Source organism: Coprococcus intestinihominis (assembly GCF_040096555.1).
Lineage (GTDB): Bacteria > Bacillota > Clostridia > Lachnospirales > Lachnospiraceae > Coprococcus_A > Coprococcus_A intestinihominis.
In genome coordinates this window covers 1-14701 of record NZ_JBBMEK010000008.1, presented here as the reverse complement: position 1 = coordinate 14701, position 14701 = coordinate 1, and the positions used below count along the sequence as shown (strand labels likewise).

The 14701-nt window shown below is 45.3% G+C and carries 14 protein-coding genes; all 14 read right to left on the bottom strand.

What is annotated here, in order from left to right; all coding sequences use genetic code 11:
• Positions 1-90: 90 nt before the first annotated feature.
• The 14 genes from nadD to WMO25_RS01285 all read right to left on the bottom strand — a co-directional run bounded on the left by nadD (position 91) and on the right by WMO25_RS01285 (position 14691).
• On the bottom strand, positions 91-705 hold the full coding sequence (nadD, locus tag WMO25_RS01350; RefSeq protein WP_227081114.1) for a nicotinate-nucleotide adenylyltransferase: 615 nt from the start codon (positions 703-705) through the stop codon (positions 91-93).
• 24 nt (positions 706-729) lie between these two features.
• Positions 730-1032: a ribosome assembly RNA-binding protein YhbY gene (gene yhbY / locus WMO25_RS01345; protein WP_015514202.1), complete on the bottom strand. Its 303-nt coding sequence runs from the start codon at positions 1030-1032 to the stop codon at positions 730-732.
• Between the two features lie 14 nt (positions 1033-1046).
• Entirely contained in the window at positions 1047-2327 is a 1281-nt protein-coding gene (gene obgE / locus WMO25_RS01340; RefSeq protein ID WP_015514201.1) for a GTPase ObgE, read from the bottom strand.
• A gap of 113 nt (positions 2328-2440) precedes the next feature.
• Complete coding sequence (gene rpmA, locus WMO25_RS01335; RefSeq protein WP_015514200.1) at positions 2441-2731, bottom strand: 50S ribosomal protein L27; 291 nt, start codon at positions 2729-2731, stop codon at positions 2441-2443.
• A gap of 3 nt (positions 2732-2734) precedes the next feature.
• Positions 2735-3061, bottom strand: a complete 327-nt coding sequence (locus WMO25_RS01330) for a ribosomal-processing cysteine protease Prp (protein ID WP_015514199.1) — start codon at positions 3059-3061, stop codon at positions 2735-2737.
• Between the two features lie 15 nt (positions 3062-3076).
• Positions 3077-3385, bottom strand: coding sequence for a 50S ribosomal protein L21 (rplU, locus tag WMO25_RS01325; protein ID WP_015514198.1), 309 nt, complete (start codon positions 3383-3385; stop codon positions 3077-3079).
• Between the two features lie 107 nt (positions 3386-3492).
• The gene (locus tag WMO25_RS01320) at positions 3493-4833 is read right to left on the bottom strand and encodes a hypothetical protein (RefSeq protein ID WP_349083567.1); all 1341 of its coding nucleotides are present in this window, start codon (positions 4831-4833) and stop codon (positions 3493-3495) included.
• Entirely contained in the window at positions 4833-6530 is a 1698-nt protein-coding gene (locus WMO25_RS01315) for an HlyD family efflux transporter periplasmic adaptor subunit (RefSeq protein WP_349083564.1), read from the bottom strand. The genes WMO25_RS01320 and WMO25_RS01315 overlap by 1 nt, the downstream gene beginning before the upstream one ends.
• Positions 6531-6575: 45 nt before the next feature.
• Positions 6576-7427 carry a carbohydrate ABC transporter permease gene (locus tag WMO25_RS01310; RefSeq protein WP_015514195.1) on the bottom strand — a complete coding sequence of 284 codons (852 nt, stop codon included), beginning with the start codon at positions 7425-7427 and terminating at the stop codon, positions 6576-6578.
• Between the two features lie 10 nt (positions 7428-7437).
• Positions 7438-8289 (bottom strand): carbohydrate ABC transporter permease, encoded by an 852-nt coding sequence (locus tag WMO25_RS01305; protein WP_015514194.1) that lies wholly within the window; start codon positions 8287-8289, stop codon positions 7438-7440.
• A gap of 19 nt (positions 8290-8308) precedes the next feature.
• Positions 8309-10867: an ABC transporter substrate-binding protein gene (locus tag WMO25_RS01300; protein WP_349083559.1), complete on the bottom strand. Its 2559-nt coding sequence runs from the start codon at positions 10865-10867 to the stop codon at positions 8309-8311.
• A 178-nt stretch (positions 10868-11045) separates the two neighbouring features.
• Positions 11046-12236, bottom strand: a complete 1191-nt coding sequence (locus WMO25_RS01295) for a ribonuclease E/G (RefSeq protein ID WP_349083556.1) — start codon at positions 12234-12236, stop codon at positions 11046-11048.
• On the bottom strand, positions 12237-12944 hold the full coding sequence (locus WMO25_RS01290) for a TIGR03936 family radical SAM-associated protein (RefSeq protein ID WP_349083553.1): 708 nt from the start codon (positions 12942-12944) through the stop codon (positions 12237-12239).
• Entirely contained in the window at positions 12934-14691 is a 1758-nt protein-coding gene (locus WMO25_RS01285) for a TIGR03960 family B12-binding radical SAM protein (RefSeq protein WP_349083609.1), read from the bottom strand. The genes WMO25_RS01290 and WMO25_RS01285 overlap by 11 nt, the downstream gene beginning before the upstream one ends.
• Positions 14692-14701: the final 10 nt, after the last annotated feature.

The window sequence follows — 14701 nt, the reverse complement described above, 5'->3', positions numbered from 1 at the left end:
TTTCCTTCTGTCTATCCTGTCAGTACAACGTTTTCGAAGCAACTATACCCATCATTTGTCTGCAAATTCCGAACAGCTGAAAGGCTGCTCTCATCTGCAATACAGCTGATGTTCCTCTATATATTCCCGAACACCCTCAGGAACCATAAAACGAATCGACTGATGTTCCCTGACACGATGCCTGATTTCGCTGGATGACAGTGCAAGATCCGGAATATTCAGGAATCGGATATCTGCATGATACTTCGCCTCAAGATAATCCATCTGCTTCTTGAAAACATCATCCGGCGTATGGTTTCTCATAGCCGCCAGTATGACACAATCTGCCATAATGACCGCCGGTTCATGCCATGTCTCAATCTGAAAAAGGGAATCCGCACCCATAATAAAATAATAATCCGTATCAGGATGTGCCTTCTTCAGCTCCTCCAGGGTGACAGAGGAATAACTGTACCCCTTCCGTCTGATCTCCATATCAGAAATCCGAAAATAGGGAATACCTTCCACCGCCAGCTGAAGCATAGCCAGTCTGTGGACTGCCGGTGTAATGATTTTGTCCGTTTTGTGCGGCGGATCTCCATTCGGCAGCATCAGCACTTCATCCAGTCCAAAGCTGTGATAGGCATTCTCAGCCAGCGTCAGATGCACCATATGCACAGGGTCAAAGGTACCTCCCATGATTCCGATACGTTTTCGTCGGCTCATCGCAAGCATCTCCTCTGACGTATATTATTTCTCAGGAAGAACAATTTTCTTTTTGTTGTCCTTACCTTCTTTATAAAGAACAATCTTTTTGCCGATAACCTGAACCACATCTGCATGTGTACGTTCAGCCAGTACCTCTGCCATCTGACGCGGATCATCAAGACAATTCTGAAGAACAGAAATCTTGATCAGCTCTCTCGCTTCAAGGGCTTCTTCCACAGCCTGTGTCAGTTCCGGTGTCACACTGGATTTACCAATCTGGATAATCGGTGTCATGTTCATGGCAAGCCCTTTGAGATAGGCTCTCTGCTTACTATTTTTAATCATCTGTATTATCCCTCTTATTTATAATAATCAAATTCCAGGCCATACATACGAACCGTATCGCCCTCCTGTATACCTGCCTTTTCAAGTTCATCAAGAATACCGTTTTCTTTCAGGAATTTCTGGAAGAAATCAAAACCTTTTTCAGATTCAAGGTTCGTATAGCCAAGCATCTTCTCAATACGCGGTCCCTCTACAACATAAACCCCGTCTTCAACGCTGACTGTATATGGTTCCTCAACATCTGTATTCACCGGTACATATTCCGGTTCAAATACAACCGGCTCATCCCCGATCTGATCCAGCATTTCACGGACATAAAAGAGCAGTTCTCTGACTCCCTTGCCACTGACTGCAGAAATAGGAAAAACCTTGATTCCCTTCGGCTCAAATTCTTCTCTTAACAATGTAATGGCATCGTCATTTTCGCCCTCATAAAGGGTATCGATCTTGTTGGCTGCAATCACCTGCGGACGTTTCGCGATCTCAGGATTGTAGGCTTCCAACTCCGCATTGATCTTGTAAATATCATCAATCGGATCACGTCCCTCAACACTGGCTGCATCCACAATGTGAATCATCACCTTCGTACGCTCAATATGACGCAGAAACTCAAAACCAAGTCCCACACCCTCTGATGCACCTTCAATGATACCCGGAATATCCGCAATCACAAATCCTCTGCCATCCGGAAGATCCACAACACCCAGATTCGGATTCAGTGTTGTAAAATGATAATTGGCAATCTTCGGACGTGCATTCGTCACACGGGAAAGGAACGTTGACTTGCCGACATTCGGAAAACCTACAAGGCCTACATCCGCAATCACCTTCAATTCCAGGGTAACAACAAGCTCCATGGCTCTCTGGCCCGGCTGAGCGTATTTCGGTGCCTGCATTGTTGCTGTCGCATAATGCTGATTGCCCTTACCGCCGCGGCCGCCCTTTAAAACAGTCACCCGCTTGTTGCCATGGGACATATCTGCGATCACGCGTCCTGATTCTGCATCACGAATAACCGTTCCTTCCGGCACTTTAATGATCAGATCTTCACCATCCGCACCGTGGCAGCGGTTCTTGCCGCCGTCTTCACCGTTTGGTGCACAGTACTTCTTCATATGACGGAAATCTGATAATGTATTTAATCCTTCGTCTACAACAAAAATAACGTCGCCGCCCTTACCGCCGTCGCCGCCGTTTGGTCCTCCTGCAGGAACGAAAAGCTCACGTCTGAAGCCAACGTGACCGTCACCGCCCTTGCCAGAGCGTATATATATCTTAACCTGATCAGCAAACATAAAACACTCCTTCCTGCCAGAACAGCCGCATGCCGCGCTGCCTCTGTCGTTTTAATTAGATACTGATTCAAAAAAACGACTTCAAATATCAAAATCTGAAGCCGTTTAATCTATTATTCGTTTACTACGACTGGGTAGATAGAAACCTGTTTCTTATCTCTACCTTTTCTTTCAAACCTTACAACACCGTCAACCAGTGCAAATAAAGTATCATCGCCGCCTCTACCAACATTCACACCTGGGTGAATCTTAGTACCACGCTGTCTGTAAAGGATATTGCCAGCTTTTACAAACTGTCCGTCTGCTCTCTTCGCTCCTAATCTCTTGGACTCGGAATCTCTACCGTTCTTAGTAGAACCAACACCCTTTTTATGAGCGAAAAACTGAAGGTTCATTGTTAACATGAGTTACACCTCCTCGATTTCAAAATGTATAAACTCACTGTACTGCTCCGAGAGTGACTGCATACCGATCACCAGTGCATCGATGAGCAATGCTGCATCATGTCCCGGCACATCATCAAAATCAAAGTCAACCAACCCTGTTTCCTGATCTGCTCCGACGCTGAATGCATCTTCTGTCAGTGCTTCAATGGCGTTGCATGTATTCAATGTAAGCACTGAAACTGCACTGCAGACAATATCTTCACCGGGCTCTGCATATTCCGCATGGCCGTCGCATCTGAAACCTGTATAGTGATTATTCTTGTCTTTATAGACTGTCACACTGATCATCACATGACCTCAAAATTAAGCGTTGATCTTTTCAATCTTAACTTTTGTATAAGCCTGTCTATGACCGTTCTTCTTATGATAGCCAGTTTTTCTCTTATACTTATAAACGATAACCTTCTTAGCCTTGCCATCACCAACAGCTGTAGCTGTTACTGTAGCACCTGCTACTGTTGGATCACCAACTTTAACTTCGTCACCACTTACAACGAGAACCTGATCAAAAACAACTTCAGCACCAGCTTCAACACCAAGTTTCTCAACTCTGATGACATCGCCTTCTGCTACTTTATACTGTTTTCCACCTGTTGCAATAATTGCGTACATTTATAGGGCACCTCCTATTCACATTACTCGCCAGTTACGGTATTTGCAAAGCTATTCTGCAAATTTAGACCTCACTGTGCGGCATCTTCTGTATACTACCATGTTTTTTAAACTCTGTCAACCGTTTTTTCATCAACTTTTGCGTCTTTTTTTCGGAATATAAACTGACCAATAACAAAGTAAGGCCAGAGATAAAGCATCATTCTCTTTCCCTCTATCATGACACCGAATCTGTGAAGCAGATACACAGCAATCAATTCCGTCACGCACACGGCAAGTATCATGCCATACAAGCCTTCTGCCTTCTCCGGTTTGAAAAATCTTCCTGAAGCAAAAAACATGATCACCGCCACAACGGCATAACCCACCATGGATGTCAGCGGTCTGAAATAGCCAAGCTCCACTTCACTCTTATCGATAAAAAGAATATGCTGTATACTGTTTTTGAAGGTTGTGATTTTTTCACCCCAGAAGTCAAAATCAGACCAAGTATTCGGTATCATATCCGCAGGAATCGACGGTTTTGCCTGACAAATGGCAAAGAACACCATGATCATCACAGCCAGCCCCACAAATCCGGCCGCCAGCCAGAAAGGACGGTACCTGTTGACCATCAGAAACCGGATACCGCGAATCACCACAAGAATCAGAATCAATGCCGGAAGAAGAAACATAAAAAACACCGCCAGCCGCTGATAAATCTGACAATCTATTTTATCGCTGCCCAATCCCCATCTGTTTTCAAAAGCCTGAAGATATTCCGTTCTCTCTGCATTGCCGCTTATCTCTGTTCCCGGTTTGATGACAATTTTGCTGAAGGATGGTTCCTGAGCTGCATTGCCTGTATTCCCTGAATCAGCAGATGCTGTCCCTATATCCGTCGATGGAGCTGAAGTATCTGCATCCGATGCCGGATAATTGTTCTGCCCGCTATTTCCGTTCTGCTTCTTGTCAAAAACAGCCTCTGCCGGAAGAATAACCACCGCATTCGTATCCTCATAAACACCTCTGACATAGTAGCTTTTTTCATTATAAGTCACAATGCCTCCGGTTATGGCACTCTCCCCAAACAGTTCCCAGGCCGCTTTACTGCTCAATACACAGCCGGTCAAATCGTCCTCCATCAATTCGCCGTCCGATGAACACAGATTCTCCGAACTGCCATATATATAGGTAAGCGTACCTGTCAAAGTTTTACCGAGATCATCATTGGTAAAGGTCTGCTGATTAAGGCTCCCCACCGCTGTAAAGGGAAGATAATTCTCCAGTTCCTCATCGTTTTTTCGCATGTCCTGCACGGTTGACATGGAATAGCCCTCTTTCAGATAGTAGATCACCGGCGTACCATAGCCTCCGATTTCCGTACCCATGGCCAGAATATGTCCAAAGCATACGAGCATGATCAAAAGAAGGATATATTTACCCGCATGCTTTGCCGCCCGCCGCATTATTCTCCCTCCACAAGACGCACACGGTCTCCGTTGCGCAGTGTCTTGTTGGATGTCAGGACGAATTGCTGTCCCCAACTGAAAGAGCCTTCAATGGCTGCCTGTTCATTATTCTTGTCCAGAATATCCACCTGAACCTTATCCACCGCTGTTTCTGTACCCAGAATGGTATCCTTTTCATTGATCACATACACATAGTACTTGTCTCCGTCACTATGCAGTGCACCAAGCGGAACACATGTATCATATTTCTTGCTGGCTTTCTCCACTTTCAATGTAGCGATACTTCCCAGTTTCTTGACCTTTGCAGGGATAGAAACCGTCAATTCATAGGAATTCTTATCTTCTGCTGAAACATCAATACTCTGTACCGTTAAACCTTCAACGGTTGTTCCGTTGCCAAGATCCAGGGTTACCTTATCATCCTTTGACAGATATTTGGCACTGGCCTTGTCCAAGGTTGCTGTAAACTTATATCCGGCACTCTGATCTGAAATACGGATGGCTGTATCTTCTGTGGTCGTCTCACCGGTTGTCACATTCACCTTTGTGATCAGGCCATCGGAAGGTGCCGTGATCTTGCCGTTGACATCCATCACCTTCTGAAGCTCATCCACTGCCAGCTGCTTTTCTTCCAGATCATCATTTTCAGTCAATGCCGTCGCAGTATCAACGTTCTCAGGTGCTTTGGCATCCTCCAGCATCCGGTTCGCAGACTGGATGGTGGACTGCCGCTGCTTCACTGCTTCATTATAAGCTTCTTCCTTTGCTTTATAATCATCATACAATGTCTTTAACTGCTCATCATAGCTGGCACTGCTGCTGTTATTTTGCTGCTCGTTATAAGCAGACAACGCATTCTCGGCTTCCGTCAATGCATCCTTTGCTGTATTGGCATCTTGCATCAGGGAAGCATTCACCCGTTCACGGATTTTCTGCTTTTCCCCCTGAGTCAGGGTGATTGGATTGCCGCTTTCATCCTTACTGGCCTCTTCAGCCTTTTTAATCTCCTCCTCTATAACTTTTTCGACCCCATCCAGATTGGTAACTGCTTTATCATAAGCCAGCTGCTTCTCCTCAACCGTTTTCTCCAGAGAATCACTGACTGTCGTATCCGTTTCACCGGAATTGCTGTTACTATTCTTATATGTATTATAAGCATTCCAGGCCTCGTTCATATCAGATTTGGCTTTTGAAACACTGTCATTGGCATCCGCCACCGTCTGATTATAATCTTCATAGGATCTCTGAAGGCTTTTTGTTTTCATATCTGCCGCAATGGCTTCATTCGCTTTCTTGTCAGAGGCTGTTGCCTTTGCCACCTGCAGTTCTTTCTGCGCCTGAAGCAATTTTTTCTTAAGATCAGCTGTATCTAGCTGGATCAGCAGATCCCCCTTTTTGACGGTTTTGCCCTCCGTCGCTTCCACGGAGGCAATCTTAATATTGGCACTTGTTGATATGGCAATATCTTTATTCGGCGTAATATTGCCGTCCACTTCAATATTATGGCTGATAACACCGCCTGTTGCAGCAGATGCTGTCACTTTCGCAATAGTCAGAGAATCAGCGGCTCTTGACAGAATCGTTAATAAAAACATCAGAATAAGGAACCCCGCCAGCGCTTTGACAGCTTTGACCTGAAGGGAACTCTTTTCATTCTTATCCATCTCAAAATCCATCAGTTGCTTTAATTTCATTGTTTGGTATCTCCTCTTTTTCACAAGTCGATCACTTATAAGACTTTATTCTTTGACAGCCGAAGCTGCAATACCCTGTTCCAGATAGTTCTGTCCTGCAAGAAAAACAAGCAGTGACGGAACAAGTGTGATCACCGATGCCACAAAAGCCAAGCCTGCATTATCCATACTGATATTCGGCAAATAGAGAGACAACGGCCACAACGTCTTTGACTTCAAAAATGTCAGCGGCTGCTCGATCAGATTCCACGCATCCAGAAAACTTAAGACCAACGCTGAAACAATGCCGGATGAACCAAGCGGCACACCAATCGACAAAAACACCTGAAACTTATTGGCACCATCTAATTCCGCCGATTCAATAATGCCCTTCGGAATACTTCTGAAGAAATGATACATAATAAATACAGGGAATGTGGAAAATGCGGCCGGCAAAATAACGGCCCACTGCGTATCTACCAGATGCATCGCATCCAGTGTCAGATAATTCGACAGCATCGTGACCTGGAATGGCATCAGCATAAGAATGATATACAGGTTAAATAAAACCTTCTTTCCCGGGATATCAAGTCTTGCAAAACCCCAGGCTGCAGGCACACCGGTCACGATCTGTCCGAGCAAAATCGCTCCCGTCATCTTCACGGAATTCCAGAACATCACAAAGAATTCCGGCGAATCCAAAAGGAGCTGTACATAAGCTTTAAAGGTCGGATATGTCGGCAGCAGTGCCCATGAAGCAAAACCATCGGCTTTTCCAAGCACAGCCCCCAGATAATGATTCAATTCATCCGTTCCCATCAGAGAACCGACAATCAGAAACACCACCGGAAAACAGATGATAACTGCCAGAACCAAAAGCAGCAGGAGTAATATTCTTTTAAAAATCTTATGTTTCATCTCCTGCCTCCTAATCTTCACGGTCCCATGAACGCTGCAGACCCAGAATCAGCACAAGGATCAGCAATGCGATCACAACTGCCGCTGCAGACATTTTGTCAAGGGATAATTCCCTAAACCAGTTGTTGAACAAATGCTGCAGCAGATACATACTTTCATGAGGATAATCTCCCGCCACCAGATAAGCCTCCCTGAACACCTTGAAAGAATTCAAAAAGGCCAACACCGTGATTGTATACAGTGTCGACATCAGGTTCGGCATGGTGATATACCGAAAACACTGAATATTATTGGCCCCATCTGCTCTGGCCGCCTCATAAAGGGTATCCGGGATAGCCGTCAGACCCGCCATCCACAGAACAACATTGTAACCGAGATTTTTCCAGACGTAGCTGAAAACAAGAATCCAGAAGGCAAATCCTGTATCCATCCAATCCTGTGACTGCATCCCAAACATATGCAGAAGGCCGCTGAAATAGCCATTCTGATGAAACAAAAGCCGCCAGATCAGCACAACCGAAGCCACCGGGATCGCCATGGGCACCAGATATGCCGTTTTCAGATAATTGGCTCCCCGGATGCCTGCATTCAAAAACACTGCGATCAGCAATGAAAAAATCATCAGAATCGGAATGCAGATCACCATGAACTTGATGGTATTCGAAAACGCCAGTCTGAATGCCGCATTCTGAAAAATCGTGATGTAATTTGAAAAGAAAACAAACTGCGTACCCGATACATTCGTAAAAGAGCGACGCAATACATCTATAAAGGGGATCAGCACAAAAATGCTGACCCCTGCTAAACTCGGTACAATGAAAGCAATATCAGTAAGTTTTTTCTTATTCAGGCTGATCTTCATAAGCTTTCATACCTCTTTCTTATTCAGATAAGTAAATATCGATATCTTTGACAACCTGTTCGACTGCATCATCCACAGAAGTATCTCCGATAATGGCATTCATACTGTCCTTCAAAATCGTTGACAAAATCGTATAATCGCCATAAGACGGTGTATCCAGAGAATCGATCAGGTTCTTCAGCTGTGCGATCTGATCGTCTGTCGGCCAGTAACTGTCAACAAAGATCTCATTGCCATCATCATCCGTCATACCCCAACCGCCTTTGGACTCATTCGGATCATAGCCTTCTGTGCCTGCATCCGGATCAACCAGTGAAGCATCAAAGCGTTCTTTATTCACTGGGAATCCACTGTAACTGTCAATGGCCTTCTGACCGTCTGCACTCAGGGCAAATGCATAGAACTCTTTAGCTGTGTCTATATTCTTGGATTTGGCATTGATACCAATAATCTCCGACGGAACATAAACATTCTGAACAGAACCAGGCAGTGCCTTGTAATTAATGTCGGCATCCTTTCTCATGATGGATGCGAGATCTCCAAGGCTGCTTGTTCCGGCCATATTGCCGTAGGCAATGCGATTCATGTCGGCCATAATGTACATAGCCATATAACTTGGATCCGAGCCGTACCAGGAAGCATCCATTTCATAATCCTCACTTGCATAGTACTGCTTCATTTGATCCATATCGGACTTATCTTTATCTGATAAAGTTTCGTAAACCGCATTATAAATGGTCTTAATATCGTTCAGATAGGATTTCAGGCTGTCAGAATCAAGAGATCCGTCTTCCTTGAACCAACTGGCTGAGTTGGTATACATCATATCGCCAACCATTGAATATAAACTATAGGATTCGATAAAATTCTCATTCTTCTTGTGATCCTTGACAAAATCCTGAGCAAGAGAAGCGAAATCCGACAAATTATTCAGCTTGTCAAGATCACTCTTTCGGCCAATTACAATCGGCACCTTAAAGGTCATCGGCACTGCATAAATCTTGCCGTCATCACCCTTATAGGTCTGTGCGATCTTATCAAAAAGCTTGCCATCAGAGATCAGCGGATTCACTGTATCACTGACATCTGCAAGTAATCCCTTTTCCACATAGGAATTAACCGGAAGTCCATCCATAAGCAGGATATCTGGGCCGTTGCCGCCCATTACTTCTGTGTTCAATGTACGGATGGCATCGGATGTTGTCACTGCATCATCACCGCTGACACCGCTTTCAACCTTCACATAAACATCCGGATGTGCCTTCTGGTAAGCAGCAGCCAGTGTACGGATTGTATAATCATCCTTTAATGTATAGATGGTCAGTTCCTTATCCGGACGCTTTGCAGCATCTTTGTCATAAGCATAATTCAGGAAAGATTCTTCAGACGTATCTCCGGTATAATCACTGAACTTCACAAGAATCTGTCCGTCATCTTTCGGAATCAGATACTCTACGTTGCCACTTGGGGAAACCAGGGATGACATATTGCCATCCACAATCTGTTCGGAAGTATCCTTATCCAGATCGTATGTATAGATACCCTCTGTACAGGAATAATAAATCGTATGTCCATCCTTCAGATAATCTGCGATCGTGACACTGCCCTTGGAGGTAATCACACTGGCCAATGCTTCATGTTCAGCTGTCTTCTTATCCGTTGCTGTATCATATTCATAAACCTTCTCGTAATCATCAAGCAGCAGCTTGTCACCGCACAGATACATATTGTTGACAAAGTTCATATCATTATATGTGGCTGTAATCTTGCCGTCAGCCGTTGTCACATGATAGACTGCACCGTTATAATCTGCAACATACAGGTTCTCGGCATCCTTTAACTTGAGCGTCTGGATACCATTGGATTCCTCTGTATCACCGTTATTGTCGCTGTCACCATTTTCATTGATCACAACGCCGTCATCCTCTGTCTCAGATTCAACGGAAACACCGGAATCAGCAGAATCATCGGTCTTCGAACCGGTCTTATCCTCAGATGAATCATATTCATAATGCTGCTCCTTCTGGAGATTCGGAATCTCCATGGCTATCTCTGACAGCTTGCCGTCCTTTGTCAGAAGATAATACTTCTCAGTTGAATCCACAGAAGTCACATTATCCTTCGTCTCTGAGTGGGTCTGTGTATAAACAAAAGCCAGATCGCCATCCACATCAATGGTCATACTGCCCACGTAAGCATAATCACCATTGCCGTCATCATCTGTATTATCATCTCCGAGATTCAGCTGATCAAGGGCTGATAAATCCATGGAAGCATCCCCCCATGTCTTACCGCCGTCTGTAGAATCCTTAACTGAAAATCCTCTGTCCGAACTGTCACTGACAATTGCACGGATCGTACCGTCCGACAATTGCTTCATCGTCTGAATATAACTGTAACTGTTATCATCCTGAGATTTCAATGGATCTCCCCAGTTTTCTTCCACATAGCGGCCCTTTCCGCCTGATGTGGAAGCATCCTCACCATTTCCGCTGCCGCTTCCTGAGCACCCGGCCAACAAGCCGACAGTCATTGCAAGTACAAGACCGATACTGGTCAGCTTCTTCATTCTTTTCATAAATGCGCCTCCATTCAAAAAATAACATTTATTCTCCCAAACACTTTCGATCATTAACTGTTTGAATAAGTTTATTATATCAAAAAATGTGTCCAAAAACAGATGTAATTTCCTTACGATTTGCGCAATTCTTTACGAAAATCTTACGATTTGAACTATCAATCGTTTCCAAAATATCTTACACTGGCAGCAGGCGAACCTGCTCCGCCAAAGACCTGTGTACTTTCTTTCTGGTCATCTCCACCAGATGCAGCGATGTCCGGTCCACAACCGTTGTCTGTACACTGTCCTTTGCCGCCTCTTCTCTCAGCACATCCATAAGCGCCTTTAAATGCTCCGGATCTTTCATATTAATAAAATCGACGATCACAATACCTGAAATATTGCGAAGACGCAGCTGACGGCACACTTCCTGCGCCGCTTCAAGGTTGATCTTGAAAAAATTTTCCTCCATTTTCTGTTTGCCGATGGCCTTGCCTGTATTCACATCGATCACTGTCAGAGCCTCCGTCGGTTCAATTACCAGATAGGCGCCGGATCTCATCCAGACACGCTTCTGCAGTGCTTTATCCATCTGCGCTTCAATCCCCTTCAGCTTGATCAGCGGATAGGAATCATCCTTATAGTATTGCAAAGCTTCCTCAGATAGACCCCATCGGCCAAAATTTTCTTTCAATTCATCATAAACTTCCGGAAGATCCGTTGTCACTCTGCATGTACTGCCGTGAGCAAACTTTTTGATCAACTGCGTATACGGCGAATCTCCTGACATCAGTTTACTGAAACATGTTCTCATGCATGCAGTTGACATAATTCTATTATAGTCAACTTCTAAGCGATGCATCTCTTCCCCGATCACTTCTGCTCTCTGTCCGGAAGCTTCTGTCCGGATCATCCATGCCGCACCTTCGATTTCTTCACCCGAAACAATTCCGGTCAATCGATCTCTTTCCGCCGCATCTTTGATCCTTGCAGATATCTGAATACCGGTTTTTCCCTTTGTCAACACGGTATATCTTCCCGGAAAACTTAACCGTCCTGTCAGAAACCAGGCCTTTGTCTTCAAATTCTCTTTTTCAACCTGAACAACGATCTCATCCCCGGCAACAATTTTGTCGTTTTTCTTTTGATTAACAAAAAAATGTACAGCATTATCCTTCAGGGGATAGTATCCCATCACCCCCGGTGTAATCTCCACAAAGGCTGCCTGAATATTCTGTACAATATGTTTCACTTTCCCTATATAAATATCGCCGACTCTTACCTGGCTTTTCTTCGGCTCAAGATTCAGCTCACAAAGTGTGTCTTCTTCATAAAGGGCTGTCAGTACCTTCGACTGCCAGCCCGTAATAACGATTTGTCTTTTCATTTATTCTGCAAAGTCCTCCAGCGAGACAAGCTGTCTGCCCGTCTGCTCATTTCCTTTATCTGCATACATATCACAGCGTGTCACCAGCCACGCATAATCATTCTCTTCAAGATTTTCCAGACGGCAAAGTGTCTGCATGACAAGTTCAGGCTTCAGGTTCGTTGCACTGCCTGCTGCCACCTGCATAAAGATCTTCCCATTTTCTTCCACAACCATCTTGTAGATCAGAGGACGAATGTCTATTTCCCGCTCGCTCTTCTTTGTCTTCTTGATGACCCGGATTTCCGGACGGGACATAAAGCTTTCAACAGCTGCCTTCAGCTGCTTGGCCTCACAAGGTGCCATCTCTTCACGGAAGCCTACCTCATAATCAGCTGCCGCAATGATGGACATAGCATTCTTCGCCTGATCCGGCAAATGGCGAATACTGTAAACAACAATGCCTTCTACCATCTGGGCATTCACAGCATTCTTCATGGCTTCCAAGTCGTCAAAACTATTCACTTCCATGTCCAGATATTCTCCACGGCTCTCAAGTCCGACCCCCAACGGTGACGCAAAGGACAGACATGGATGGGGATGGTAGCCCTGAGAATAAGTGATATCTACATTGGCCCTTCTGAATGCCTTCTGGAAGTAACGCATAATGTCCAAATGCCCGATAAACTTTACAATTCCTTCTTTACCAAACCGCATTCTAAGCTTCATAGCAGACACCTCCTTCATAAACACGACAGCCGCAGCCGGAACATCCCTGACGGCAGTTCGGTGTCACAACGCCTTCCCTGGCCCGTTGATATTCTCGCTTCAAAAATTCCTTGGTCACACCAGCATTGATAAAATCCCACGGCAGGATCTCATCCAGCGGACGTTCGCGATGCACGTAGAACGTATAGTCCACATGGCAGTCCTCAAAAGCCTTCATCCAGCCTTCATAATTAAAGAACTCAGACCATGAATCAAAGATACAGCCATTCCTGTAGGCCGCCATCAGCACCTTGCCAAGCCGTCTGTCGCCTCTGGCAAAAATGCCTTCCAGTTTCGTCAGTTCAAATTCATGCCAGTTATACCGCATGCTCTTATGGTTAATCTGTTCCTTCATCTTCGCACTCAAAAACTTCTGTTTCGCCACGAATTCCTCATCCGTGCACTGACGCACCCACTGGAACGGTGTGAATGGCTTCGGTACGAAGAAAGAAGTACTTGCCACCACATCCACACGGCCATTACCCGGGCGTTCACCCTTCGGAATCTCATAGAACGTCTTGGCAACCTTATTCGCCAGATCTGCAATACCGGCGATATCCTCCTCTGTCTCTGTCGGAAGACCCAGCATGAAATAAAGTTTCACCCTGTTCCAGCCGCCGGCAAATGCATCAGCTGCCCCCTTCAGAATCACTTCCTCTGTCAGGCCCTTGTTGATCACATCACGCATTCTCTGGCTTCCCGCTTCCGGAGCGAAAGTCAGACTGCTCTTACGTACATCCTGCACTTTGGACATAACATCCAAAGAGAACGCATCAATACGCAGGGACGGCAGAGAAATGTTCACCTTTCTGTTCTCACAGGTCTGGATCAGATAATCTGTCAATGCCTCCAGTTCAGAATAGTCACTGGAACTTAAAGAGCTGAGAGAAATCTCATCATGACCCGTGGCATTCAGCATCTTATCCGCATGTTCTTTCAGATAATCCAGTTCACGTTCTCTGTTCGGACGATATACCATGCCTGCCTGACAGAAACGGCAACCCCTGATACAGCCTCTCTGGATTTCCAGAACAACTCTATCCTGTGTTACCTTAATAAAAGGAACTAATGGCTTCTCAGGATAGCGGACACTGCTCAGATCGGTCACTACCTGTTTGTCGATAACTGCAGGCGCACATGAACGATTCGGTCCAAAGGATGCAATGGTACCGTCTTCATTGTAAGCCACATCATAAAAAGCCGGTACATACAAACCCGGAATTGCGGCTGCCATTTCGAGGAACTGTTCCCTACTGCCCCCTGCCGCCTTATTGGCTTTATAAGCATCCATCAGTGCATCATAGACCGTCTCGCCTTCTCCGATATAGAAAATATCAAAAAAATCTGCCAACGGTTCCGGATTATACGCACAAGGCCCACCACCGATCACAATCGGATCATCCTCGCCGCGGTCAGCCGCCAACATCGGAATGCCGGACAAATCCAGAACCTGCAAAATATTGGTATAACACATTTCGTACTGGATCGTAATGCCCAGAAAATCAAAATCTTTAATTGGATCCTGTGATTCCAGCGCAAACAGCAGAATCTGCTTTTTGCGCATCACTTCATCCAGATCCATCCATGGGGAATACACACGTTCACAGTACACATCCTCCCGGGCATTCAACAGATCATAAAGGATCTGGATACCCAGATGGGACATACCAATCTCATACACATCCGGGAAGCACATGGCAAAACGGATCTTCCCTTCC

Bases quoted from the DNA above. Each gene is read 5' to 3' on its own strand.
- WMO25_RS01330 (WP_015514199.1), bottom strand. From the start codon at position 3,061: ATGATCAGTGTGACAGTCTATAAAGACAAGAATAATCACTATACAGGT.
- WMO25_RS01300 (WP_349083559.1), bottom strand. From the start codon at position 10,867: ATGAAAAGAATGAAGAAGCTGACCAGTATCGGTCTTGTACTTGCAATG.
- rpmA (WP_015514200.1), bottom strand. From the start codon at position 2,731: ATGTTAACAATGAACCTTCAGTTTTTCGCTCATAAAAAGGGTGTTGGT.
- WMO25_RS01290 (WP_349083553.1), bottom strand. From the start codon at position 12,944: ATGAAGCTTAGAATGCGGTTTGGTAAAGAAGGAATTGTAAAGTTTATC.
- WMO25_RS01305 (WP_015514194.1), bottom strand. From the start codon at position 8,289: ATGAAGATCAGCCTGAATAAGAAAAAACTTACTGATATTGCTTTCATT.
- WMO25_RS01315 (WP_349083564.1), bottom strand. From the start codon at position 6,530: ATGAAATTAAAGCAACTGATGGATTTTGAGATGGATAAGAATGAAAAG.
- WMO25_RS01295 (WP_349083556.1), bottom strand. From the start codon at position 12,236: ATGAAAAGACAAATCGTTATTACGGGCTGGCAGTCGAAGGTACTGACA.
- rplU (WP_015514198.1), bottom strand. From the start codon at position 3,385: ATGTACGCAATTATTGCAACAGGTGGAAAACAGTATAAAGTAGCAGAA.
- yhbY (WP_015514202.1), bottom strand. From the start codon at position 1,032: ATGATTAAAAATAGTAAGCAGAGAGCCTATCTCAAAGGGCTTGCCATG.
- nadD (WP_227081114.1), bottom strand. From the start codon at position 705: ATGAGCCGACGAAAACGTATCGGAATCATGGGAGGTACCTTTGACCCT.
- WMO25_RS01320 (WP_349083567.1), bottom strand. From the start codon at position 4,833: ATGCGGCGGGCGGCAAAGCATGCGGGTAAATATATCCTTCTTTTGATC.
- WMO25_RS01310 (WP_015514195.1), bottom strand. From the start codon at position 7,427: ATGAAACATAAGATTTTTAAAAGAATATTACTCCTGCTGCTTTTGGTT.
- obgE (WP_015514201.1), bottom strand. From the start codon at position 2,327: ATGTTTGCTGATCAGGTTAAGATATATATACGCTCTGGCAAGGGCGGT.